The organism is Leuconostoc gasicomitatum LMG 18811, assembly GCF_000196855.1.
Classification (GTDB): Bacteria; Bacillota; Bacilli; order Lactobacillales; family Lactobacillaceae; genus Leuconostoc; species Leuconostoc gasicomitatum.
Genome location: NC_014319.1, coordinates 957,867 through 981,260, shown reverse-complemented (window position 1 = coordinate 981,260; position 23,394 = coordinate 957,867). Strand labels below are relative to the sequence as shown.

Annotated in this window: 24 protein-coding genes and 1 pseudogene; 7 read left to right on the top strand and 18 right to left on the bottom strand. The window is 33.6% G+C overall.

The window, feature by feature from the left end; translation table 11 throughout:
• Window positions 1-68: 68 nt before the first annotated feature.
• Window positions 69-360, bottom strand: a pseudogene (locus LEGAS_RS10295) (hypothetical protein).
• Here LEGAS_RS10295 and LEGAS_RS04805 point away from each other — a divergent pair.
• Together LEGAS_RS04805 and LEGAS_RS04800 are read left to right on the top strand one after the other, a co-directional pair.
• A complete protein-coding gene (locus tag LEGAS_RS04805; protein ID WP_404818838.1) occupies window positions 361-1,155 on the top strand; it encodes an acyl-CoA thioester hydrolase/BAAT C-terminal domain-containing protein in 795 nt (264 codons plus the stop codon).
• A 143-nt stretch (window positions 1,156-1,298) separates the two neighbouring features.
• On the top strand, window positions 1,299-1,730 hold the full coding sequence (locus tag LEGAS_RS04800; protein WP_224132500.1) for a nuclear transport factor 2 family protein: 432 nt from the start codon (window positions 1,299-1,301) through the stop codon (window positions 1,728-1,730).
• Between the two features lie 214 nt (window positions 1,731-1,944).
• Here the strand turns inward: LEGAS_RS04800 and LEGAS_RS04795 are convergent, their stop codons facing one another.
• The 5 genes from LEGAS_RS04795 to LEGAS_RS04775 all read right to left on the bottom strand — a co-directional run bounded on the left by LEGAS_RS04795 (window position 1,945) and on the right by LEGAS_RS04775 (window position 6,916).
• Window positions 1,945-2,574 (bottom strand): SAP domain-containing protein, encoded by a 630-nt coding sequence (locus LEGAS_RS04795; protein ID WP_010388274.1) that lies wholly within the window; start codon window positions 2,572-2,574, stop codon window positions 1,945-1,947.
• Window positions 2,575-2,751: 177 nt separating this feature from the next.
• Window positions 2,752-3,642, bottom strand: coding sequence for an MDR/zinc-dependent alcohol dehydrogenase-like family protein (locus tag LEGAS_RS04790; RefSeq protein WP_010388276.1), 891 nt, complete (start codon window positions 3,640-3,642; stop codon window positions 2,752-2,754).
• Between the two features lie 497 nt (window positions 3,643-4,139).
• Window positions 4,140-4,937, bottom strand: coding sequence for an LssY C-terminal domain-containing protein (locus tag LEGAS_RS04785; protein WP_013231561.1), 798 nt, complete (start codon window positions 4,935-4,937; stop codon window positions 4,140-4,142).
• Window positions 4,938-5,334: 397 nt separating this feature from the next.
• Window positions 5,335-5,958 carry a Type 1 glutamine amidotransferase-like domain-containing protein gene (locus tag LEGAS_RS04780; protein WP_013231559.1) on the bottom strand — a complete coding sequence of 208 codons (624 nt, stop codon included), beginning with the start codon at window positions 5,956-5,958 and terminating at the stop codon, window positions 5,335-5,337.
• A gap of 349 nt (window positions 5,959-6,307) precedes the next feature.
• On the bottom strand, window positions 6,308-6,916 hold the full coding sequence (locus LEGAS_RS04775) for a TetR/AcrR family transcriptional regulator (RefSeq protein ID WP_013231558.1): 609 nt from the start codon (window positions 6,914-6,916) through the stop codon (window positions 6,308-6,310).
• Between the two features lie 109 nt (window positions 6,917-7,025).
• Between LEGAS_RS04775 and LEGAS_RS04770 the strand changes: the two genes are divergently transcribed.
• Complete coding sequence (locus LEGAS_RS04770) at window positions 7,026-8,405, top strand: DHA2 family efflux MFS transporter permease subunit (RefSeq protein WP_013231557.1); 1,380 nt, start codon at window positions 7,026-7,028, stop codon at window positions 8,403-8,405.
• A gap of 572 nt (window positions 8,406-8,977) precedes the next feature.
• On the opposite strand, the gene LEGAS_RS04765 is transcribed toward LEGAS_RS04770, so the two are convergent.
• The gene (locus LEGAS_RS04765) at window positions 8,978-9,340 is read right to left on the bottom strand and encodes a MerR family transcriptional regulator (RefSeq protein ID WP_010388284.1); all 363 of its coding nucleotides are present in this window, start codon (window positions 9,338-9,340) and stop codon (window positions 8,978-8,980) included.
• A 280-nt stretch (window positions 9,341-9,620) separates the two neighbouring features.
• Here LEGAS_RS04765 and LEGAS_RS04760 point away from each other — a divergent pair, with 280 nt between their 5' ends.
• Window positions 9,621-11,042, top strand: a complete 1,422-nt coding sequence (locus tag LEGAS_RS04760) for an aldehyde dehydrogenase family protein (protein ID WP_010388287.1) — start codon at window positions 9,621-9,623, stop codon at window positions 11,040-11,042.
• A gap of 350 nt (window positions 11,043-11,392) precedes the next feature.
• Here LEGAS_RS04760 and LEGAS_RS04755 read toward each other — a convergent pair whose 3' ends face one another.
• Window positions 11,393-12,601 (bottom strand): MFS transporter, encoded by a 1,209-nt coding sequence (locus tag LEGAS_RS04755; RefSeq protein ID WP_013231556.1) that lies wholly within the window; start codon window positions 12,599-12,601, stop codon window positions 11,393-11,395.
• A 170-nt stretch (window positions 12,602-12,771) separates the two neighbouring features.
• On the opposite strand from LEGAS_RS04755, the gene LEGAS_RS04750 reads away from it, so the two are divergent.
• Window positions 12,772-13,599: a helix-turn-helix domain-containing protein gene (locus LEGAS_RS04750; RefSeq protein ID WP_010388290.1), complete on the top strand. Its 828-nt coding sequence runs from the start codon at window positions 12,772-12,774 to the stop codon at window positions 13,597-13,599.
• Between the two features lie 219 nt (window positions 13,600-13,818).
• Here the strand turns inward: LEGAS_RS04750 and LEGAS_RS04745 are convergent, their stop codons facing one another.
• From LEGAS_RS04745 to LEGAS_RS04705, 9 genes are all read right to left on the bottom strand, one after another.
• On the bottom strand, window positions 13,819-14,340 hold the full coding sequence (locus tag LEGAS_RS04745) for an Asp23/Gls24 family envelope stress response protein (RefSeq protein ID WP_013231554.1): 522 nt from the start codon (window positions 14,338-14,340) through the stop codon (window positions 13,819-13,821).
• A 21-nt stretch (window positions 14,341-14,361) separates the two neighbouring features.
• Window positions 14,362-14,571, bottom strand: a complete 210-nt coding sequence (locus LEGAS_RS04740) for a DUF2273 domain-containing protein (RefSeq protein WP_013231553.1) — start codon at window positions 14,569-14,571, stop codon at window positions 14,362-14,364.
• A 17-nt stretch (window positions 14,572-14,588) separates the two neighbouring features.
• Complete coding sequence (gene amaP / locus LEGAS_RS04735) at window positions 14,589-15,143, bottom strand: alkaline shock response membrane anchor protein AmaP (protein ID WP_010388293.1); 555 nt, start codon at window positions 15,141-15,143, stop codon at window positions 14,589-14,591.
• A 24-nt stretch (window positions 15,144-15,167) separates the two neighbouring features.
• Complete coding sequence (locus tag LEGAS_RS04730; RefSeq protein ID WP_010388294.1) at window positions 15,168-15,413, bottom strand: GlsB/YeaQ/YmgE family stress response membrane protein; 246 nt, start codon at window positions 15,411-15,413, stop codon at window positions 15,168-15,170.
• A 335-nt stretch (window positions 15,414-15,748) separates the two neighbouring features.
• Window positions 15,749-16,420: an ABC transporter ATP-binding protein gene (locus tag LEGAS_RS04725; protein WP_010388296.1), complete on the bottom strand. Its 672-nt coding sequence runs from the start codon at window positions 16,418-16,420 to the stop codon at window positions 15,749-15,751.
• Between the two features lie 5 nt (window positions 16,421-16,425).
• Window positions 16,426-17,481, bottom strand: a complete 1,056-nt coding sequence (locus LEGAS_RS04720; protein ID WP_013231552.1) for an FtsX-like permease family protein — start codon at window positions 17,479-17,481, stop codon at window positions 16,426-16,428.
• Window positions 17,482-17,484: 3 nt separating this feature from the next.
• A complete protein-coding gene (locus LEGAS_RS04715; protein WP_013231551.1) occupies window positions 17,485-18,012 on the bottom strand; it encodes a TetR/AcrR family transcriptional regulator in 528 nt (175 codons plus the stop codon).
• A gap of 237 nt (window positions 18,013-18,249) precedes the next feature.
• Complete coding sequence (locus tag LEGAS_RS04710) at window positions 18,250-18,714, bottom strand: GNAT family N-acetyltransferase (protein WP_010388300.1); 465 nt, start codon at window positions 18,712-18,714, stop codon at window positions 18,250-18,252.
• Window positions 18,715-18,718: 4 nt separating this feature from the next.
• Entirely contained in the window at window positions 18,719-19,573 is an 855-nt protein-coding gene (locus LEGAS_RS04705; protein ID WP_010388301.1) for a metallophosphoesterase family protein, read from the bottom strand.
• Window positions 19,574-19,795: 222 nt separating this feature from the next.
• Between LEGAS_RS04705 and LEGAS_RS04700 the strand changes: the two genes are divergently transcribed.
• Window positions 19,796-20,317 (top strand): PadR family transcriptional regulator, encoded by a 522-nt coding sequence (locus tag LEGAS_RS04700; protein WP_013231550.1) that lies wholly within the window; start codon window positions 19,796-19,798, stop codon window positions 20,315-20,317.
• The gene (locus LEGAS_RS04695) at window positions 20,317-21,888 is read left to right on the top strand and encodes an MFS transporter (RefSeq protein WP_010388303.1); all 1,572 of its coding nucleotides are present in this window, start codon (window positions 20,317-20,319) and stop codon (window positions 21,886-21,888) included. The genes LEGAS_RS04700 and LEGAS_RS04695 overlap by 1 nt, the downstream gene beginning before the upstream one ends.
• 226 nt (window positions 21,889-22,114) lie before the next feature.
• Here the strand turns inward: LEGAS_RS04695 and LEGAS_RS04690 are convergent, their stop codons facing one another.
• Window positions 22,115-23,386, bottom strand: coding sequence for a 2-hydroxycarboxylate transporter family protein (locus tag LEGAS_RS04690; protein WP_013231549.1), 1,272 nt, complete (start codon window positions 23,384-23,386; stop codon window positions 22,115-22,117).
• Window positions 23,387-23,394 lie beyond the last annotated feature (8 nt).

Sequence of the window (23,394 nt, the reverse complement as noted above, 5' to 3'; positions counted from 1 at the left end):
ATTAATTATACTACTTTAGTTTTTGAATGTAAAGTTAACTTTCCAAAGCGACTTTTATATTATCCTGATTAATTGATTTGTGATAGTTGATCCATTAATGCACTTAACTCTTTAGTACGATTAATCGCATGAGTTCGAATCGACTTATAGTTGCCCAATAAAAACCCGATATTCTTTCGGATTTCTGTAATGTATGGTGGCAACATCGGACTAATTTTTTCAAATTTTCATCAGTAAGCATTCGCTTTAATTCATCACTGAGCTGTGAGAGATGTTCTAAGTCGCCTAATTTCTCGATTGTTTTTAAATCTGCAATCGATTGTTCTGATATTAATTGTATTTTGTAACGTTAAAAGTCATATTTTTTACCTATCCTTTCTATTTTTTAAAAATATTAAACATAAACTATTAGAGAAAAGTGCATTTAAAGCAAGATTTTTCTACCCAGAAAATGAATCAAACCTACCTGCAATTCTAGTACTAAGCGGTAGTGAAGGTGGAATTGAAAAAGCGCAAGCGATAGCGCAATTGATAGCTAATCACGGATTTGCAACACTAGCGATCGGTTATTTTGGAATAGAAAATTTAACAAAAGATTTAAGTCAGATTCCATTAGAAATAATCGAAAATTCCATATCTTTTTTTAAATCCCAAAAAATGATTAATAGTAAACATATTGGTATTTACGGTCGATCAAAAGGCGCAGAATTCGCTCTACTTGCAGCAAGTTATTTCAACGAGATTAAATGTATTGTAGTTAATTCACCTTCAAATGTTGTTTACGAAGGAATTAGTCATAAAGGATTCCCCACACTAACATCATCGTGGTCTTATAGAGGTAAGAGTATCAACTATTTCCCTTTTGTATTTAAAAAGTTCCTTCTTTCCAAAATTACTCATAAAGAATTTCCAATAATTAATGAAAATGGTTCTTATGAAATTCCTGTTGAAAAAATTAGTTGTAATATTCTATGCATTGCATCATCAAAAGATGAAATTTGGAACGCATTACAAGCAAGCAAACGAATTCAAAGAAGATTAGCTCAAAATCATTTTCAACATCAATTTAATTCAAATTATGTTGAAAATGCTGGGCACATGTTGACTATTCCATTCCAACCTAATAATCGATACAAAAATACAGACAAAAATTAATTATGAATGATACCTATGAAACATGGAATAGCACGATTTCATATTTTAAAAACAATCTTAAAAAGAACTATAGCAATTAATGTTTAAATTCGGAAAGAATTTCAATAGATGAAAAGAATCAAAACTCCGAACAGTGGATTGACGTGCAAGTGAAAATTTCCCCTCAAGGTGCTTATCGAGTGTTTGATGAATTCGATGATAAAGAAATAACAAAAAATCAAGATGGCTCTTTTACGGTTACGACTTCTTTACCGGAAGCTATTACAACCTACTTTCAGGCATCAAACTCTTATGACAGCAACTTGCTTGCCAAGTGCTTTGCAGAGGATGCGATACTCTATGATGATGGACAGAATTATCATGGTCCTTCCGCTATAAAGGCACATATTATAGTGGCAAATAACGATTTGCTGGTTAAAACTGATATTACAAATGCCATAGAAAAAAACAGTGAAATGGTTATCACTGCTACTCTATCTGGAAATTTTGATGGAAGTCCTGTTGCGCTTGATTACTATTTCACCATGAAAGATCAAAAGATTGTCATGCTGAAAATTATTTTAGCAGGCGATTAATAATTTATAAAATAGCATTATTTTTATAGCACTTGAGATTACTACTTTTATGAGATGATAAGATTGGCTGAAAAATTAAAAGATATTTATACAAAATATTTTTTGTTAGAACATTCCAGTACTTTTTCTTTGTAGTGATAAACTACCAAATTTATTAACAATAAATTTCATTCTTTTAGTTTTTTTGTATAAAAAAATAACATAAAAATGTTATTTAAAGTAAGTATTGACGAATTTCTAATTGATACTGTTTCAATAATTCTCGTCTGTATAGTTTAGGCTGATTAGAATCTCTAACTTTTGTCCACAAAATGGAAGCAACTGTCATTCGCGCATGATAGAGTTTGGTACAATCATCAGCCATAAATGATTTGATGAAGTTATTCCATTGATAAGTTTGTTCCTCAGCGTTAGATGCTAATTTCTCATAAGGATGCTCGTAAGCATCCATTAAATCTTGTACTGTGGCCAGAGTATCTTGTGCAATTTCAATTTCTCTCATCTTAATTGCCATGGATTTTTTAAACCTAAATTGACTTAATCCATAATACGCTTTAAAAAAGGCTCTAGCTTCATTGTTTAAACTAAAACCTGACATTAATATGCGTGTACTTGGTGTAATTAAATCGGCTTTCATACCTTTTCGGCGTATTTTTCTGGCTACTCGAATTTTTGATACTGGTACGCCAGCAAGCAGTTTAACAATATAAGCTATTAATTCAGCCTTTGTCCCAGCTGTTGGTAAACTGTGCTTCTTGCAAATTTGTTGCAATTCAGTTTTGTACCAATAATAGCTCTGAAATTCTTTGATACTCATATTTTTGGTAAATTCAGGTCGTACCATGAACAAGTATCCTTTCTTTTAATCATAGCTATTATCGTTCATTATGACCATTCACTAAGCTAGCGTGTCCCACCATCTTTTTTGAGCATAGTTCGTACTAGAGTGATTGCCCCAAATGCCTAATTCATAACAACCTTTTTAAACAATTCTGCTTTTGAGGCATTTAAACATGGTAACTTAAAATTTGACGAGAATTCTACCACGACTATGATTATCCTCAAGGAAATGCTGAGCTGTTTTTACATCATGATCGTCAAAAATTTCACCGATTGGCGCTTTCAATGAATGATTCGCTAACGCTTCTATCAAGTGTTTATAAGTACTGTGATCGAATGATTCATGAACGAATTTGAAATTAGAAAATTCATTTTGTGTCATAATTGCAATCGAAATAATAGACAAATCAACAATTTTATCGGATAAAACTTTCAGGATTTCCGTATTGCCAGCTATGTCTGCAACGATGGCAGAATCAAATTTTTCTTTAATATCTGAAACAGTATAAACCTGAATATCCGGCAAAAAATCGTTTAAATATGTTTTACTTAATGGTGTTACTATTGGATATATTTTTTTATTAACTGTATTGAGTTGTTGCAATAAATAAATACCTATTACGGAATTTGCACCAGTTATAAAGATGTTTGAGGAAGTTGATTTTTCGATTTCTTTCTTCAAAACTAATGAGGTTGCGGTTAATGTTGCTGCTTCATTATCTGATACGCAATCGGGTAGCACAAACAACCAATTATTGTTTTCATTCAACACATACTCGCTAAAAGCACCTGCTGGGTTCAGTAAAAAAACGCGTTTATTAATTAACTTTTGGTCGCGATTACTACCTACAGCTACTATGGTTCCAACACCAGAAACACCTATTGTTCTTGGCAATTTTCCAAATTGTTCTGATGTTGCATGAGGATTGTTCTCTTTTTTTAAATCTGTAGGAACGACTGGTAACACGGACATTTTAACCAAAACACCATTAGTTGTAACTTTGGGTATCGGTTCAATTACATATTCCAAACTATCAATGCCATTATAATCTACTTGCTTAATCGAAATCATGTCATCACGTCCTCTCTTTGTTATTAAAATATAGCCTAGTTCGTTGACGTATGCAATATATTAATAATTCACGATTTGCTGATTTTTGACAAGAATTCACACGTTTTCGTTTCCAATATTGATGGAACCCCAACATTTCAAATGTGATGAGAGCAGACGCATTATCTGAAAACAACACCTTCTCAATGTCCGGTATTGGGACACCCATGTTAATATGTATATTTAATTGATAGTGCAAACAAAAAATATTATTATATTGTTAATCACATAGAAGTTTTTTGTTACTCTTTAGATAGTAATTTTTTTGAATTTGCCATAATCTAAAATTAAAAAGGCTACTTAAAGTAGCCTTTGAAGTAAACGCGATAACTTGGACAAAATAAAAATCTGTTCAGAAAGTTATCGGGTTTTGTGATGTCAAAATATTTAAATGAAATGATTGAAACTGTCTCTTTGTATCAGGGGGATGGCCATTTATGTTTATTTTACTATAAACTTTAAATGTCTTTATTCAGATCAACAAAAGGTAAAGCACCATCCGTGTATATTCTATCTCCGCCACCATTTTTACTATGATAACCAGTAGTAAAATTTTCAACAACATTTATCTGATATGAAATATTTGAATTTTTGAATGTATTTAACACAAAATCACGTTCTTGGTCTACATTACCTATAATTTTGTGAGTGATTTGACCATTGTACAAAGATAAACCGACCTTTTGATCAAATGTTGCAGCACATAACCAATCAGTTTTGTAACCTCCAGGTAAGTACCAATTACTGGGGGTTTTCCAGACTCTAATGTGGTGACGCCTTCTCGGATTATTATTTATTTCTTTTTCAAAAGCAAAACTTTGTTTGTCATTGAAAAGGTACAAAGTGCTGACAGGTGCTGTTGGATAAGAATTTTTTAATAACGAGGCTATTACAATTTTAACAGAAGATTTAAAAGTTAGATTATCTGCGATATGCCATCCTGATTCTAAAAATATGTTTTTCATAGTTTCTTCTGAGCCGTTAATCGCTATGTTTACGGGATCGCCTAACAACCCATCACTGGTAACAGACCTACCAATGAAGTAATTTGGTAAGTAATGATTAGATATAAATCTGTTGACTTTTGGTGCAATCACGTATGATGACAATAACCAGATGGTTAGATATGCTATTATATGATATCCCTTTGTCAGTATGTCAGATAAAAGAGCGATATAGACCAAATAACAAATAGTCATAATAAATACAAATTTTAGCGCTCTGAATAACAAATGAGCAATTTTTATTAAAATCATCAATCACACACCTTTCGAAATAAAAGAATTATCTTGACGTCTATTTTTTAACATCTCTACAGTTCGTTTCTAGTATATCACACGCAAAAATAACAATTAGTCTAAAACATAATCGCTTAACTGCCGTTTTGGCAGTACCTTGTCAAAATTATTGTCGAATGCCTCAAATTTCTTCAATCTCATCATATTTGGCAAACTCTCTACTATAAATACGCTGTAATTCTTTTTGCATTTTCAATGCCTTGAATAATGTTACAATCATTGATGTTACTGCCTGACCACTAAAGTGTTTCACAGCATAACGAGGGTGTAAGGATCGTTCATAGCTGCATTTACGCGAAAAAAGCCCATCCATTTGGGTGAACTTAGAGTGAAATATAAAACAAATCTACGTGAATTAACCTAAAAATGTTAAAGTATCGTTATCAATTTTCACGGCTTGATTGTTATTTAGTCTTGTTATATGAATTTCAGTTTTATTTTCGTATTCAGTAATCTTTTCTTTGATCGTTGCATCACGTGTTAGCATTTCTTTAAAATGTGGATAGATTTGTAAATGAGTTAAATTAAGACCTGTCAAATCCACATCATTGAACTGATTATCTTCCGGGTAAAGATACTGCATTAAGTTTATAGATGGCCCCATTACAATTGAGCCAGCACTTAGACCAAATATTAAGCTCCCACTACGGAACTTTTCTTTCAAAATACGATCTGCCCCGCTCTTTTTTAGAAAATGTAATAGGTAAAATGGGTATCCACCATTCAAAAAAATAAGATCGTAGTCATATAGCTTTTTTGCATCTTCAAACTCAACATCTAAGAAATCTACTTTCGTCACATTCATGTCGATCAGATCATTTTTTATTTGATTCATTTGAGGATGTTTTTCTTTTTCTTTTGGCCAAGATGTTGAAATAATGCAAGCTTTAGTTACTTTATTTTTATGAATCATTTTCAGAGCAACGGCCCCAATTGTAGGTGTTGAAAACCCATAAGCAGTGAGTAGTAATTTTTTCATTGATAATACAAGCTTTCTTACCTTTAACTGACATGATCATGCCAAGAATATTTTAAAGAAATTATAACACTTTAAAATATATATGTACCCCCATAACATATGAATAGACATAGGGTATTTTGAATCTAACTTTGAATTGTGCAATAAATTACTGATATTATTATTTGTGTTCTTCCTATAAGACAAAGGCACTACTACCGCTTTGTAATTAATTCGTGCCAATACGGTCTAATAGTGTGGCAAAATTAGTTTTGATATTGTACATAACATTGTAAACAAAACGATAGGTTAACCAATTTTTTAGCTAAAAATAGGATAAACAATGCCCTTTAACCAGAAACTAATGTCTTTATTTTTTGCTTGCTAGCCAAGCAGGTAAGACTATATTATCTATCAGTTCTTCAATTGTGGGAGCAGAATCGGGTGCTACAAAAGTGTAATAACGGCGTAAATTACCGAGTAACATTAGAACTTCTTTTGTAGGAACAGTCTCTAATTCTCCTCTTTTAATTGCGCGTTGAGCAAAACATTTTCCTAAAGCAATGGCACCCTCTTCAGCATCAATTAGTATATCATCACTTATATTTTCTCCATTAGCCATTCTGTACATGGAAAATTTGACAAGATATTTACTAAATGAATCATACAAAATAGCATTACGACGTGCATTTTCAATTAAATCACCACGTAAGCTACCCATATCAGGGAAGTTTTTTAAATCAATCTTTTCAGGATAGCCAGAATTTTTATGGGCCCAGTGATGTACGGCTGCCAATAGAAGACTCCTAGGGTTAGTCCAACGTCTATACAGAACACTACGTGAGGTATTAGCTAAGCGAGCAATATTATAAAAAGTTACTTCATCAACACCCTCTTCATCAAATAACTTTAAGGTAACATCATAGATTGTATTTTCCAACGTGATGCCACGTTTTCTTGTTTGAATTTCTTTTTCCATAAGGCTATTCTACCATATCAAATTAGAAACAAAAAGTTCTTTATTGACTTTATAAAGAACAAATAGTACTCTATTCACAGAAACAAAATAATAAAAAGGACATGGGAAAATGAATTTTAAGCAAGTAAGAAACATATCATTAGTTTTAGCATTTGGTCTATTAGCGCCAATGTTAGATACTACAATGACTAATATTGCGATTAACAATATTAGTCATGATTTACACACGACGCTTAACAGCGTTCAATGGATTATAACTGCCTATGTATTATCAACTAGTATTGCTGTCCCATTTTCTGGTTGGCTAACACAACATTTTAATGGTAAGTATGTTTTTTTGGTTGCACAGATGATGTTTGGTTTATCATCCATAGGTGCAGCCATGAGTACAACGGTAAATGTGCTTATATTTTATCGGATTTTTCAAGGATTTGCTGCTGGTTTAATTATGCCACTTGTTAGCAACTTGCTTGTCAATATTGCACCACGTGACTATTTTCAAAAACTCATGATGATTGTGATGTTGCCAATAATGATTGGCCCAGTGTTCGGTCCGATTTTAGGTGCGATTATTGTAGAATATGGTAATTGGCAATGGATTTTTTGGATAAACGTGCCAATTATGCTTATAGCTGCAGCATTAAATTTTTGGATAGTCCCCAGTATTCCTGCGACTGATAAAACTACAAAAATAGATTGGCTTGGCATTACTTTGTTAGGTTTCGGTTCTGCATCATTAATTTACGGTTTGTCGCGAGCTGGGAAACTAGCAACTTTTAACAATTCTGATACATGGTTATTTGCAAGCATCGGACTATTTGCGCTATTTATTTATGTTATTTGGGGTATTTATAAGAAAAAAACAGCAGTGTTACCGTTAGTTCTTTTCAAGGCACCTGTTTATGCTGCGTCTACCGTTAATTTATTTCTGGCTGGCATTATAACAACTGGTCCCATGCTTATTCTGCCATTGTATTTTCAACAAGGCCGTGGTTTAAGCATTTTACAAACAGGATTTTGGTTGCTCCCTCAAGGTATTGGTATGCTTTTAATTAGACCACTACTGTTAAAATTACTGGATCGCATTGGTGCTCGCTATGTTGTCTGGCTAAGTCTATCATTATCTATCTTGGGGACAATGCCATTTGGGTGGATTGATAGCAAGACAAATATTCTGGTTATCAGCGTCGTATTGTTTATTCGTGGATTGGGTATTGGTGGTGTTATTATGCCATTAATGACAACCATATTAATGGGAATGGATAAAAAGTTGGTGCCACAAGCTAATATTGGTGCAAGAATATTTCAAAATTTGGGTGGTGCTTTCGGTTCTGCCTTAGTAGCAACTATCATATCTTCATATCTCTCAACGCATCATACATCATTAGCAAATATAATTGCTTATCAACACGCATTCTGGTGGTCAGTTTTGTTAACTGGACTAATGATTATACCATCAATATTTTTACCAAAATACGTTGAAAAATAGACGAAAACTAATTATTTAAATATTGTTCAAATATTTTAGTACCTAGTCTAATATCGTTCGGGCCAACTAACCTGGTTGCTATTATCCATGTTTATTCTCCTTCACTCTATTTTAATAGCACAGTATATTATAAAACTGTAAGCGCTTACTTAGTTAATGATCTGCTATTTTTTTGTTTTTTCAACGCCAAAATTCAAACAAAACAGATAAAGGGTTAAAATATGTCAGAAAAGTACACGGAAATTGTAAAATGAAACCCATCACTGTAAACAACAGGCTGAAGAACCTTTATGGATAGTGATTGTCTAAATCAAAAAAGCTCAGAGGCCTCTCTGAGCAAACGTAGTATATCATAGTTAAACTATTGATTTCCGAACACATAAAAATTCATAATGCCAAACGAAGCTTAACTATCAGTATTAAAGTATAAAATATTTCTTGAATTGTATTTTTCTTATAAACATGGCATGAAAGTCACAAATTAATCAATAACTACTTTTTCATTTCATTCTATCAACATCAATTTACAACTTTGTTCCGACGATTTGCTAATTTATTAAGAGTTCTTGTGTTTAATTACTTATTTTTTCTTTATAATACGCCAATTTATGCTTAAGTGCCTCTTTTGCCAAATCCAGATCTCTCTGGCGATTTTGTAGCTCTACTCTATGGGTTTCAAGTATCTCCATCCTCTGATATAGAGTAGAATCTCCTGCCATTCCCAATTCAACAATTTTGCGCAGATCGGCAAGTTTCATGCCCGTTTTTAGAAAACAAGAAATATAGAAAATCCATTGAATATCGTGATCATCAAACTGACGAATTCCTCCTGCAGAGCGTTTAATATTAACAATCAGGCCCTGTTTTTCATAATAGCGAATCTTCGAAGATGGTAAATTCAACTTTTCAGATACTTCTTTGATACTGTAAAACATATCCCTCTCCTTTTTTTATATTATTATTTATTTTAATGCCAAGTAGATACCATTTTTTCTATATATAAGCCTACTATACAACTTAAACCGACGTTTAAGTCAAACATTCATCTATGATTATTCAGTTATGATACTATACTACTATAAATTTAACTAAAATCGTATTTTTGAATTGATTCAATCTATAAATGCACAAAATCTAAACATTGTTTATATGTTTTCCTTTACTTCAACGTCGGTTTAAGAAGTATAGTAAAGAAGAAAAGAAAGGATTTTAAAAATGAAAATAATTAATCAACATTTTATAAATGGTAAATTTGTGCCCTCTCACGGAACTGAAATTCAGGAATTGTATAATCCGTCTACCGGAGAAAAAATTGGTGAAGTCAGTCTTGGCGATCAAACTGACGCTCGGAATGCCATTAATGCTGCTGCTGCTGCATATAAAAAATTTTCTCAAACATCAATTGATGAACGTTGCGCCATGCTTCAACGTTTATATGACAGTATTATGAGAAAAAAAGATTTACTAAATATAATTGCCATGAAGGAGTACGGTTCTCCTGCTGGCGCAACGAATGGACGTACCGAATTTTCTGCACAAATATTTCTAGAAATGAAAGAAGAACTACAGCATTATCCGTTTGAATATAAAGAAGGTAAAGCAACCGTTGTAATGACATCGTTGGGGGTTATTGGGGCAATCACTCCTTGGAACGCAGACTATACTCATATTGCCTCAAAGATTGCACCGGCTATAGCCACAGGAAACACAATCGTAGTAAAACCAAGTGCAATCAGCGCTCTACAAACACAGGTATTTACTGAATGCCTTGCTGATGCTGAAATACCTGATGGCGTAATAAATATAATCAATGGTCGCGGAGCAACTGTAGGTACCGAAATCGTAACAAACCCTAAGATATCCAAGGTTAATTTTACTGGAAGTACCACTGTAGGTAAAATGATTTGGAAAGAAACGGCAAACAGTATGGCTCGTATGACATTAGAGTTGGGAGGGAAATCACCCATCGTCATTTTGGAGGATGCTGACCTTGATGACGTCATATCAAAGGCACTGATTATAGCATTCAGCAATAGTGGTCAGGCCTGCCATGCAGGAACAAGGTTGATTGTACCTGAAAGCAAACTGGATAACGTTAAATTTACTTTGTTAAATGCTCTTCCCCACTTTAAAGTAGGTCTACCAACAGATCCGGATATTCAAATTGGACCGATGGTAAGTGAAAAGCAATATCAAAGAGTACAACAGTATATCAAAATTGGAATGGAAGAAGGCGCTCATATATTAAGTGGCGGTCTAGGAAAACCTAAAGGCTTAGAAAACGGCTACTTTGTTCGACCAACTGTTTTTACAAATGTTACTTCGGATATGACAATTGCACAAGAGGAAATTTTTGGACCTGTCCTTTCTGTATTAACATATGCAAATCAATCGGAAGCTGTAAAAATAGCAAATGACACCATTTACGGTTTGTCTGGTTATGTTTTCGGGAAAAATATTGCAAATGCCCGAAAAGTTGCTAATCAGATAAGATCAGGCAGAGTACTAATCAATAAAGCTTACAGCGATGAACCGAAAGCTCCTTTTGGGGGAATGAAACAATCAGGAGTCGGCAGAACATCCGGCCACTACTCAATAGACGATTATCTTGAATCAAAGGCTATTTTAGATAAGTAATACCTACTGAGTAAAAGCTTATTTGTCAAAATTCAAATCACAAGAGCAAGGCTTGACCTTGAATGTCAGATATAGTTTATTAGACTATCTGACTTTCAAGAATCATAGCCTTTTTTGATAAATTCGTGATTGAAATTTCTCTTAATAAAAGGTTACTGTTTAAAGTATTCACATTTTAGAGGCAAAAATGACCACTCGAATTAATTATCGCAACATTTAATAAAAATCATCATTCATTTATTGTATTTTTATTGACATTTGTTGTTTCTATATCGCTATTTTCTAGTAACTATTTAAAATCAATATCTTTTTTTGACTAATAGATGCAGTCATCAAATATGATGTCATAATTATATTCCTTTAATAATTCTTTTTTTCGTCAGTAGTAATAAACCAATGATGATAACAAAGGCTACAAGTCCAGATGAAATAAATACTTGGTAGCTTTCAAAGCGATCAAACAATAGGCCGTAACATAATCCCCCCAGGGGAATAAACAGTTGAGAAATGGCATTGATGATGGAATATACCCCACCCTGTTTATTTTCTGGCACTTCAATTTGTAAATACGTTGTCATTGCCGTATTAGCCACTACCACTATTAATCCGAAAACAACTACTAATATTCCTAGAAAGCCAATAATTATTAAATAGTTACGCGTTATTAACTCCGGAAACCCGAATAGCACAATGATTATAGTAAAGCATAGCATTGATTGATACATCATTTTTAAGTTATCCTTAATAGTATGCACAGTCAATAGGATGCCACCTCCTATCATTGCAACACTAGTTAAACTTTCCAAAAAACTGTAAACTAATTTAGACAGAGACAGTTGCTTAATAACAAGTATGGGTAAACCAATAGTTATAGATGAGGCAAATAAGTTTATAAACATCGCAATAATCACAAGAGATAAAATCTCTGGCCGGGCTTTGACAAATTTTATAACCATCAAAAAAGAATTTTTGTCAGTAGCTGATAGCCTATGTAAAGGAGCTAGTTTTAGCGTCCTTGTGAATAAGATTGACATTCCGACTAGAAAAATTATGAGTGAAATAAAGAATGGTAGTGTGAGGAGACTAAATGCTAATCCGCCTACAATAGGCCCAAGAATATTTGCAACCGAAGTAGCTGATTGAACTGATGCATTCAGTCTTTGATAGTCATATTTTTCAACTAGTTGTGTCGTAGACGCTTTTAATGTAACGATAAATAGTTCTTCACTAACACGGATAATAATCATCAAAATATAGACATATGATAGTGTACCGACATCTAAATGATCACGAACCACGACCCAATAAACCACAAGAAATACAAATGAAATTATTTGAGCGATTAATAATATCTTCTTGTGTGAACCTGTGTCTACAATTCTGGTCATAATCGGTGTGAGCATGAGGCTGACCAATGGCCCAATAATTGTTAGTGTCCCAAAAATGAAAGCTGACCCAGTGATTTGCAGAAAGTATAATCCGAAAAAAAAATTTAAAGAGGTTATCGCTAAATTAAAAACTAAACTAATTAATGATGTTTTTATAATTGTATTGAACATTATCGTCCGCCCTTTCCTTATTTCTAATTTACCATCAACTATATCTAGACATTTTATTAATATGTGTAGTATAGTTTACGTTATTAGGTACAGGCGGAGGAAATACGAATTATGACAACAATTGGAGAAACGATTAAAGCAATTCGAAAACAACTCAAAAGGAAGTTTATATGGGAATTGTGTCTAGAAACTTCGCATCTCGATTAGAAAATGGACATAACAGTATTGAATCCGAAAAATTGTTTGCCATTCTCAAACGATTAGAAGTCTCTCCAAATGAGTTTCAATTTATTCACTATAATAACTCAGAATATTGGTTTAATAACATTTTAAATCAAATTGACAATGATGCTAGCATGAAAAATACAGCTGGGTTAATGAAAAAGCATGTGACTTTTAAAAAAAATTTATCTCTAGACAGTCAAATTCTTGCTGCTATTGCTTATATCAAAATATATATTATTGGCAATAATCCTTTAAGAATGTCCATTGATCCTGCGTATCCCCTAAAAAAGCACTTAACTCAGACTAAAGATTGGTCTGTGTTTGAATTAAGAGCATTTGTTGATGGCATTTTTATATTTAGAAAAGATCCGTCAGAATTACTTGAATGTATGGCTAAGGTTCATGAAGTATACAAAAAGTATAAAGGATTTACAGAATATTCATATATAATCGAACAAAGTGTTGCGAGTATTGTTCTTAATTATGTTCAGATTGAACTCACAAATTTTAACTATAATTCAAGTAATTTGCAGAAAATTACTGATAATTCTTGCTACAGTACATTAACAGATTTTACAGCTAAATTGACTATGAATTTTGCTAGATTGATCATTTTTCTCTATTTGGGATCGGATCAAAAAAGTGATGAAGCTAATTGTTATGAATTTATAAGAATGCTACAAAAACTGCAACATGATGATTATACCGTGTTTAAAGAAATCTACAATTACCATTTACCTCTAAGTCAAAGATACCGTAAGTCACGACTATAATATATGACTGATGAATGGTTATCATGTAAATTTACACGTCAGCCAGCACATTTTGTAACTTATGACCAGTATCAAAATAAAATTGGTCGGCATGAGCCCAGTTCAATACCGGATTCATGTCGACCAATTTGTTATTTAATACTTTATCCAATTTTTGAAAATCACTTCAACACATGTCATAAAATACATATATAATAAAAATAATATTTTATCTTTTGCTTATACAACACGTACATCTTCATCATTTTTAACTTTTGATGCTGTTTCTTTGACAGTATTAACACCGTCTGATGTTTTTTCCTTAATTGTATTACCAGCATCCGTCACACGATCTTGCAACGACACTTGATCAGCATCAAATTCTGACTTTGTTTGAATATCAATCACTTCAACATTAAGTTCAACCAATTCTAAACTCGTTATTTCTGTAAGCTGCTTGGCAATTACCTCAGTCAATGTTTTATAAATATCGTGTGCGTTGTTCCCATAAGCCATGATAACGTTTAGGTCAACAGCAACCTGTTCTTTACCAACTTCAACTGAAATGCCATCAACAGAATTGTCGTTGTTTACAATTTTATTTTTAATGTTAGCCATAAAACCACCATCAACACCTAGTAAACCAGGAACATTTTCAATCGCATAACCAATAACTTTTTGAATCACTTTGTCATTAAATGTTAATTCACCCTTAGGTGTCGTCACGTTTGAACGCTGTGCATTTTTGTTTTCTGTAACCATTATCATTTCCTCCAAGTTTGTTTAGCGTTGGTTTTTCCGCCGCCAATTTTCAGCTATACGCGATAAATTAATATTATTTTTTTCTAGTAAATAGCCACCAAAAGCAGCTACCAGCGTTACAATGATGATAAAAATCGTGCTGAGAAAACCAACAGTCATTAACAAGGTTGCTAGAACAAAACCAGTGCCACCAGTAATCCAAATCATTGAGATATTGTTTTTGTTAATCATTTTTACACTCCAAACTGCTAGATAACCCGTGTCGCCTTACGCTTACCACCGGCTGCCTGATTGACCTTCATGTCGACCTTAATGGGAACGGTGTTAACGCCTGCCAATAAATCTGCTATTTTATCTGTTAAAGTGTTTGTCAATCTGGGTAATTCTGTTATCGCATATTGTTGATAGATTGAGTCTGCTACAATATGAAATCGTCTTTGATGACGTGTGTTTTTAATTTTTACTTTGATGTTCGACAATCCTTCACCTGATAATTGCGTTTGGATAAAGTGACTGATACCATCATTGCTTAATGCTAGTCGCCCGCGTTTAGTTTGACTTAATTGTATATCTGGCTTCTGTGAAGGCATCAATAATATCACTAAAAGAATAATTATAGTTATCGCAATGAGCGTCATACCATAATAATCAACAATCGTTTGACTGCTAATTGTGATATTAATGTTTATACGTTTTAATAAAGCCATTATTGTCAAAATAACACGTGGCCAAAGCATGATTGCTAATCCGATCAAATAACCTATGCTAAGCAAACTTAGCAGGGATTTTTGCCATTTTTTCATATCACACCCCTTTGTTTGGTTGCGTTAACGCTTTGCTCGAATGCCAAAAACAGCTGATACGATTAAGACAAGGATAACCGCACCGATGATTGATGGGATAATTGCCATGCCAGCAAGACTAGGACCCCAATGACCAAGAATTCCTTGCCCGATTGCTGATCCAACAAGACCAGCAATAATATTACTAATCCAACCCATAGATTCACCACGATTCGTAATTGCACCTGCAACTGCACCAATAATTGCACCAACGATTAAAGACCAAATCATAATATAATCCTCCATTCTTTTCTTGCTCAATCTAAGTAGCGCTACTTATTACCTTCCAGTATATCATTATTTCTAAAATTTCACAAACTTTAAACAAATAAATAGCCTGTTCTATTGAGTTGGCAACGCTTACACAAAAAATATTTCACAATAGAAATAAAAAAATAACAATTTTGGTTTTTTTAAAATAACATTTAATCTTGATGATAATGTCATATTTATTTTAAAAGTGCTTACTATCTAAATAAACGACGCGGTGATATACGTAACTCATAATTCAGTGTTGCTTCCCTGGGACCAATCATTTTTAGTAACATTATGGCGCCCCCATTCTACTATTCAACCACTACTTTACCATCAATTATTTCATAGACTCTATCTGCATATGCCCGCATTCTTAAATCATGTGTCACAATAACAACAGCTTTATTTTCATTTTTAGCAATGCCTTTAAATAGTTTAGCCACTTCGTCTACACGTTGACTGTCTAAAGCTGACGTTGGCTCATCTGCTAATATATAATCAGGATTAGTATATAACGCTCTTGCAATAGCCACTCTTTGTGTTTGTCCACCTGAGAGTTGGTCTGGAAATTTTGATAGTAAGTTAGTTATGCCAAGACGTTCTAAATATTGTGTGAATAAGGCTGCTGACAAGTTATTATCAGGTTTAATTCGCTTAACTAACTCAAATTGTTTTTGCACAGTTAAATATGGCACTAAACTATAAGATTGTAAAACAAAGCCGATATGTGATAGCCTAAAGTTATCTGCTTGCTTTTTTGACAAAGTATTCAAATCACGTCCATTTAAAAGTATTTGGCCACTAGTAGCAGCCTGTAAACCGCCGAGAATTGTGAGAAGTGTGCTTTTACCTGACCCAGAAGGACCAACAATTAAGGTTAATTCCTTAGAATTTGCAGTGAAATTAACATGATCTAAAGCCGTCACTTGACTATCCCCTGTGCCAAACAATTTTGTAACATCAATTAGTTTAAGATTACTCATTATGTCTATCCTCCTATAACTGACATTGGATCAATTTTTGTAATTAATCTCACTGGCACAATTGCGCCAAGAATACCTGTCAATACCAACCCCAAGGATGACAATACTAATAGTTTAATATCAAAGAACATGGGTACTGATTCAGGTATAAACCACGCCGTAACACCACACAATATGCTGCTGATGAGCACCGAAAGGATCATAATGATAAGTGTTTCACTGATCGTATTTAACACAAGATAATTTCCCGGAACACCTTGAGCTCTTAAAACAGCAAAATTAGGTATTTTTTGAATGGTTAGAATATACAAAAAGATGGCAACAATAACAGCTGAAATCACTAACAAGAATCCAATCATAAATATAAAGGTACTGTTTTGAGCGGTATACCCTGGCATTTTATTAAACAATTGTGCTTTAGTGTAATTCTTTAGATTTTTTGTATTCGCTTTTTTGGCACCATTAGACACGATGCCACTGGCGTAAAATGTGTTATTGACACCTTTTACATCCCCCCAATTAACTAAATTACCATATATAATTGGCGCCATATTATACGTTGCATTTTTCACGTACCCGACGACCTTAACGTCATGTGCAAGCATGCCCAGTTTGATATGATCTCCAATTTTTAAATCCTTTTGAGTAAGTGCCGACGAAATTAGCACGTCATAACGATTTTTAGGTAATTGACCTTTGATTAATTGCATCTGTTTATAAATTAAATCATTTTTTTGAATACCAATAAACATTGCTGAGACACGTGCTTCATGCGATTTAACAATAATGGGCGCAACCCCAATTGCTGCTTGATTAGCAGATAGGCTTGTTTTATCAATATCGTCGTTTGTTAACAAGGATTGACTTAAGTTACCATTGGCATCATTGTTCATGGCAACATAGTTAATGCCCCAGCTATTAACGGCAGACGTATTTTGATTAGCAAGCCCCATAGCTAAAGCGCTTAGAATAAAAATTAAATAGCTAATCAAGGTCATAACAACTATGATTAAGCCATATCTCAACTTTTCTTTGTGCATCTCATTCAATGTTAAATACATAATTTAGCCTACCGTTCTCCAATTTTTCAACATGTGAAGTGTTGTTATGATACGTGCTTGCTTGTCAGGATTTAAAAAAAACGCTCTAATTAATTGATGGACAGATTGAATGACCAACCATTGTGATATATCGTCAGTAGTCGAATTAGTGTCCAGTAACTTAAAATCATGCTGCGCAGTCTTAACAGTTTTTTGTTGCAAAAAAGCTTCATTCACAATATAGTAATGACTCAAAAAATCAAAATGTGGACTTGTTTTAGCTTTTAAAATAAAGGCTTCTGTTGATGATACAATATCTTTCTTATCGATGGTTTGATGTATATCTGTGATAACATCAGTCAACACCCATTGATATGCATCATCAATATCATCAAAATAGGTGTAAAAAGAGCCTCTTGAAATATGTGCAGTCGTAACAATATTTGATATTTTAGACTCCGCCAAAGTATATGTTGAAAATTCAGCATACATGGCATCATACATCGTATGTTGTTTTTCTGCGCTCAGATTTAAAAATGTTTTTGTCGGCATAACTGGTTAATCTCCTATATATGACATTGTGTCACTTTTATGACATTGTGTCAACTTTAATGTATATTATTTTATAAGTGCTCAGTCATTCGTAGGTCAAATAGTTGATCAACCATTTAAATGAACTAACCAATCCACTAGTTCAGATAAAAAGCCACTAACATTTAGTGGCTTTTTATGACTAAAATTTTCGTTAATAATGATAGACAAATATGATTTAATAGTTTGATTTGAAGATTACCCTTGTTTGCATTCAATCACGCGTTGCATACCATAGTCTGTAACATCCAAATGCCGATTTTTAAACGGTCCGAAAATATCTTGAAACCCATTTTTAAGATAGAAGCCATGAGCTGAAACTCTGGCTATCAAATTGAACGTACCATATCCTCTATGTTGATAATCATCAATGACCTGTTTGAGCAGTAAGGAACCTATGCCTTGCTTTTGAAAATTTGTATCAACAGCAACAGCAACGAGTCTAATGACTGAATTATCTGTTTCATAACTTGACAATGTCGCAATCAATTTTTGGTTTGATAAAATACCATAAAATTGATTGTTCTTTTCAATGAGTAAATCATCTGCTGATAATGATTTTCCTAATGGTTCACGTAATATTTTATTTCTTAAATTTATATTTTGACTATATAAATCACGATTTGACGCTTTAAATTTTTTAAACAAAAATTGATTTTCCATAGTATTATTCTTCCGAGAATGAATCAAGAAACGGGCGCAAGGCATTTAAATAATTGTTTTTCTGATTGATTTTTTTTAATATTTCTTGATTATGAGTATAGACACGACCATCATAAATCATTTCTGAATACAATTCAGCATAAGCTAAGCTAATATTTCTTGCTAGAGACATCTCTTGATCAAGATTGTAAGTCACCTTTCTGAAATCAACGTCTGCTAAGCCAGTTTCATCTATTTCTAAAATTGCATATTGCGCACGTCGATCATTATTCAGTTTTGAATGCGCAAAAAATGGTTCACCAATGGTTCCTGGATTAATAACTAGTTGCCCTTGACTACTATATCTTAACAATTGGTGGTGTACATGACCATAGACAGCAATATCAAAACTAGAGTTGATAAAAAGCTCATTAAAGTTGCTTGTTTCAGCAACTGGAATCAATGCTGATCCATAATTTTTATCAGGTAAGTTGTGCGAAATACTAATTTTTAGATTATTTATGACACGAGTTGCACAAGTTTCAAATTTTTTAATTTTATCTCTGTTGTTCGTCGATAATTTCTCATAAACATATTGACCTAAAATACCAATATACACATCCGACTCATCACTAAGATCAAGCGTAGAATGGCTTTTAATAACCTCAAGAAAACAATCATCCCAATTACCTTTGATATATATATCTGTATTAATACCAGCAAGCAAATCAAATAATTCATTGTTTCCCGGCCCAGGCATGACTAAATCCCCTAAGAACCAACATGTATCAACATCTCTTTTTTTGAGATCTTCTACGACAGCTGATAGGGCTGTGCTATTCCCATGAACATCTGATAGCAAAGCAATTCTTTTTTTCATTTCTCTTCCTTTTTTATTGAGCAATAACTTTTTTGCAATAATTATAGCATATTTTATTACTAGTCGTTATTCAGGAGGAACTAACTATAGCTACAACATAAATTTAATTGATTATGGCAAAACTAACAAGTTGTATTTTTAGTCTCTTGACAAAGATAACTAAAAAAAGTAAACTTAATCAAGTGTTTCTACATATCTAAAAGATATATTAAGGAGATTAATATGTATGAATTATATATATTAGGACAATTACTGTTTACTGATCGATCCGCTTATAAGTTACGTTTTGTCCTTGAAAATGTGTTGGGGATAAATCGAAAAGTCAGCTTTGGTGTGCTGTATCCATTACTAGAAAAGATGGAAACTACGGGTGTGATTGTGATGACAAATGATTTAGATTGGCATGGTAAAAAAAAGTTACACGTTACCGCAGCTGGTCGAACCAGGTTTGATACACTAATGCGAGAACCAATCTCAAAAAATGCTCATATGGATGATGTTTATTTATTTAAATTATCAAATCTATCACTAGTAGATCGTACGCTAGCGCAACAAATTATTGCTGATTTTCGTGCTGAAAAGCAATCACAGTGTGTGCAATATGCAGAGTACAATCAACAATTACAGCTTCATCACTCTGAAGCGAGTTTTTTTAAATCAGCTATGCAAATAAATAAATTACAACACGCCTTAGCTAATACCTATTTAGAACATTTAGATATCATTGAAAGTGAGTTAGAATAATGGAAAATGTATCACAAGAAAAATTAGATCCAAAACGCTGGTTATCCTTAATAGCCGTTTCTTTGGGTGTATTTATGGCGTTGATTGACACAACAGTTGTCAATGTAGCCTTGCCTAGTATTCAAACAAACCTGAATGCATCATACTCAGATTTACAATGGGTTATCTCTGCGTACACTATTGTCTTTTCGGTTTTATTACTGATTTGGGCAAAATTAGGAGATTTATATGGTCGGAAATTAATGTTCATCGTTGGCTTAATCATATTTACAATTGGATCAGGACTTGATGCTGTATCAACATCAATTGGCATGTTACATATTTTTCGAGCAGTTCAAGCTATTGGTGGTTCAGCTTTGATGTCTCTATCCTTCGCTCTTATTGGTACCACATTTAATGGCAAAGAGCGTGGTATTGCGTTAGGTATTTTGAGCTCGATTATAGGCCTTTCTACTGCTTCGGGACCATTAGTTGGTGGCTGGTTAGTTGACGCTTTTTCATGGCAATCAATTTTCACTATTAATTTACCAATTGGTATTATAACAATCATCATGGCATCATTATTTATCTCAAACCAACAAACTCATCACGCAACAGGCAGTGTTGATTATATTGGCATGCTATTGTCAACTGGGACAATTTTTTCTTTGGTTTTTGGTTTAGTGCAAAAAGAGATGAATGCTAGTTGGGGATGGGATAAAATGCAAGTGGCCGGCTATCTAATCATGGCCGTTATCTTATTTATTTTGTTTATTTGGCGACAACGTACAGCTAAAAACCCAATGATGGATTTAAGTATGTTCAAATCATCAAGTTTTACTGGTGCTGTTTTGGTTGCATTTTTCTTAGGTGCTGGTCTATATGGATTTTTTGCATATTTATCAACATTCATGCAAAATTATGTTGGTTATTCGGCTTGGGACACAGGTTTACGACAAGCTACAATTTCAGGATTCTCACTAGTATTAGGGCCAATTGCTGGTATGCTCACTAATAGATTACGGCATGGCTATATGTTAGCAACATCAGCGTTATTTATTGGTGTTGGTTTATTTACCTTAAGTGCCTTGACAACCACAACAGCAACATTTGCTGATTTTTGGCCAGCATTTATCATTATTGGTATTGGTAATGGCTCAATCAATCCACCGATGACAACGGCAGCCATGTCATCAGTTGCACCACGGCAAATGGGGATGGCTTCGGGTATGATTTCTACCTTTATGCAAGTTGGTGTCAGTTTTGGTGTTGTTTTTCAAGGATTACATTTAGCCGATGGTTATCAGGCCGGACTGGCTAAACACCTACCTGAGGTTACGGGTGCCTCGGCAACGACTATAGCTACTTTGCATAAAGCGCTTGTTGATGCAGGTCCTTTTTCCGGTCATATGATTGTTATGAGTAAACAATTAGTAAAGGCACCTTTTGCTCACGAATTACAAATAGCAGTCCGTAAAGCCTTTGACCAAGGTTTTATCAGTATTATACGTTTAGATGCTATGCTATTGATTATTGGTGGTATTGTTGCTGCTATTTTCATTAAAACGGGCGGCCAAGGTGATTCAAAGTAAAACAATGATCAGCATGACAAAATAAAGTTAAATACAAAAGCCCATGAACATTAATAAAATAATGTTCATGGGCTTTTAAAATTTCTTGACTAACTTGATTAAATAATGTTAACTGATTAAATCGATCGCTTTCGGCAGGATTTAGTTAATAATATAACCGTTAAACGGTGATTATCATAATCAATAAGCATAGCACTTAAAAATTCATCAATTTAAAACAAAACTATCAATGAAAGTAATGAATTAAAATGCCACCGAGAACAAGCACGATTGCGCCACCCATACGATTACCCATTTGTGCGAATGCAATCATTCCCATGCGGTTTGAGGCAGATAATACGGCAACGTTACCAGTACCACCCATACTATTATCACTCATACCAGCAGCGATAGCTGATTCAACAGGATATAAACCAAATAATTTACCGATAAATGCACTAGCAAGTCCCATAGCAACGACACTTGTTAAAGTCAAAACAACAAACTTCCAGGTCAGTGATTGTGCTAAGACATGCAAATCAATCAACGCTAAACCTATGCCTGCTAGCACAGCGTGCGTTAAATTATTCATAATGACTGTATTAAACATCACAACGGATTTTTCTAATTCTTGAGGCACCCAATTGCATGCTTTAAATAAAATAACTAAGATAATAATAAAAGCATATGTGTGCACTTTTGGCACATAATTGTTTAGGATAGTACCAACTAAGAAAAATGAAAATGATACCATCATACCCACACCAATTTTATTAGCATCTAGTGCTACTAGTGGCTTGGTTTTTTCATCGTCACTTATTGGTAATAATACACCATGTCCATCATATTTTGTATTCGCGCCAAGTTTTGCTATCAAAGCAGCCCCTATAACAGCCATAACATTCCCTAATGTTACGGCTGGAATTAGCTGTGAAAACATTATACCTGAACTTGTTTGTAGTCCCTGCGCATATATATGTGATAATGGGACAGCACCAGCGCCAATGCCGCCTGCCATTAATGGCATCGAAACAAACATAACTGAATGTCCAAATCCTTCTCCTAGTAGCATGCCCATCAAACCAACTGCGAAAAATCCAATAACCATAGCTGCAAAAGAAACCGGAATAAATCGAACTGCGGCTTTCAACAGCAGATTACGATTCATACCTAAAATTGCCCCGACGATTAAAGCGGCAATATAAAAATCTAGTAATCCAGTGTCGTTCAAAAATATTTTTGTCGCAGAAACAACATTTGAAGGGATGACACCTGACGTGGCTAAAGCTGCCGCAGCAAAGATGGTAAATACTGAACCGCCACCTAGATAAGATTTAAAAATCGGCAATTTGTTTCCAATATAGTAAAACAAATGTCCTAATAACACAAGCATTAAAGTCAAGCCCAACATATTAAGTGGGAGTTTATGGTATGCTATGGTCACCATTAAAATAATTATCATGATGATATAAAGTGGTAAACTCACACCACTAATTTTGATTTCCCTAAACCTTCTCATCTTCATTT

Excerpts from the sequence above, each read along its gene's own strand:
- LEGAS_RS04795 (WP_010388274.1), bottom strand. The coding sequence starts at position 2,574 with ATGGTACGACCTGAATTTACCAAAAATATGAGTATCAAAGAATTTCAG.
- LEGAS_RS04790 (WP_010388276.1), bottom strand. The coding sequence starts at position 3,642 with ATGATTTCGATTAAGCAAGTAGATTATAATGGCATTGATAGTTTGGAA.
- LEGAS_RS04785 (WP_013231561.1), bottom strand. The coding sequence starts at position 4,937 with ATGATTTTAATAAAAATTGCTCATTTGTTATTCAGAGCGCTAAAATTT.
- LEGAS_RS04780 (WP_013231559.1), bottom strand. The coding sequence starts at position 5,958 with ATGAAAAAATTACTACTCACTGCTTATGGGTTTTCAACACCTACAATT.
- LEGAS_RS04775 (WP_013231558.1), bottom strand. The coding sequence starts at position 6,916 with ATGGAAAAAGAAATTCAAACAAGAAAACGTGGCATCACGTTGGAAAAT.
- LEGAS_RS04770 (WP_013231557.1), top strand. The coding sequence starts at position 7,026 with ATGAATTTTAAGCAAGTAAGAAACATATCATTAGTTTTAGCATTTGGT.
- LEGAS_RS04765 (WP_010388284.1), bottom strand. The coding sequence starts at position 9,340 with ATGTTTTACAGTATCAAAGAAGTATCTGAAAAGTTGAATTTACCATCT.
- LEGAS_RS04760 (WP_010388287.1), top strand. The coding sequence starts at position 9,621 with ATGAAAATAATTAATCAACATTTTATAAATGGTAAATTTGTGCCCTCT.
- LEGAS_RS04755 (WP_013231556.1), bottom strand. The coding sequence starts at position 12,601 with ATGTTCAATACAATTATAAAAACATCATTAATTAGTTTAGTTTTTAAT.
- LEGAS_RS04750 (WP_010388290.1), top strand. The coding sequence starts at position 12,772 with ATGGGAATTGTGTCTAGAAACTTCGCATCTCGATTAGAAAATGGACAT.
- LEGAS_RS04745 (WP_013231554.1), bottom strand. The coding sequence starts at position 14,340 with ATGGTTACAGAAAACAAAAATGCACAGCGTTCAAACGTGACGACACCT.
- LEGAS_RS04740 (WP_013231553.1), bottom strand. The coding sequence starts at position 14,571 with ATGATTAACAAAAACAATATCTCAATGATTTGGATTACTGGTGGCACT.
- amaP (WP_010388293.1), bottom strand. The coding sequence starts at position 15,143 with ATGAAAAAATGGCAAAAATCCCTGCTAAGTTTGCTTAGCATAGGTTAT.
- LEGAS_RS04730 (WP_010388294.1), bottom strand. The coding sequence starts at position 15,413 with ATGATTTGGTCTTTAATCGTTGGTGCAATTATTGGTGCAGTTGCAGGT.
- LEGAS_RS04725 (WP_010388296.1), bottom strand. The coding sequence starts at position 16,420 with ATGAGTAATCTTAAACTAATTGATGTTACAAAATTGTTTGGCACAGGG.
- LEGAS_RS04720 (WP_013231552.1), bottom strand. The coding sequence starts at position 17,481 with ATGTATTTAACATTGAATGAGATGCACAAAGAAAAGTTGAGATATGGC.
- LEGAS_RS04715 (WP_013231551.1), bottom strand. The coding sequence starts at position 18,012 with ATGCCGACAAAAACATTTTTAAATCTGAGCGCAGAAAAACAACATACG.
- LEGAS_RS04710 (WP_010388300.1), bottom strand. The coding sequence starts at position 18,714 with ATGGAAAATCAATTTTTGTTTAAAAAATTTAAAGCGTCAAATCGTGAT.
- LEGAS_RS04705 (WP_010388301.1), bottom strand. The coding sequence starts at position 19,573 with ATGAAAAAAAGAATTGCTTTGCTATCAGATGTTCATGGGAATAGCACA.
- LEGAS_RS04700 (WP_013231550.1), top strand. The coding sequence starts at position 19,796 with ATGTATGAATTATATATATTAGGACAATTACTGTTTACTGATCGATCC.
- LEGAS_RS04695 (WP_010388303.1), top strand. The coding sequence starts at position 20,317 with ATGGAAAATGTATCACAAGAAAAATTAGATCCAAAACGCTGGTTATCC.
- LEGAS_RS04690 (WP_013231549.1), bottom strand. The coding sequence starts at position 23,386 with ATGAGAAGGTTTAGGGAAATCAAAATTAGTGGTGTGAGTTTACCACTT.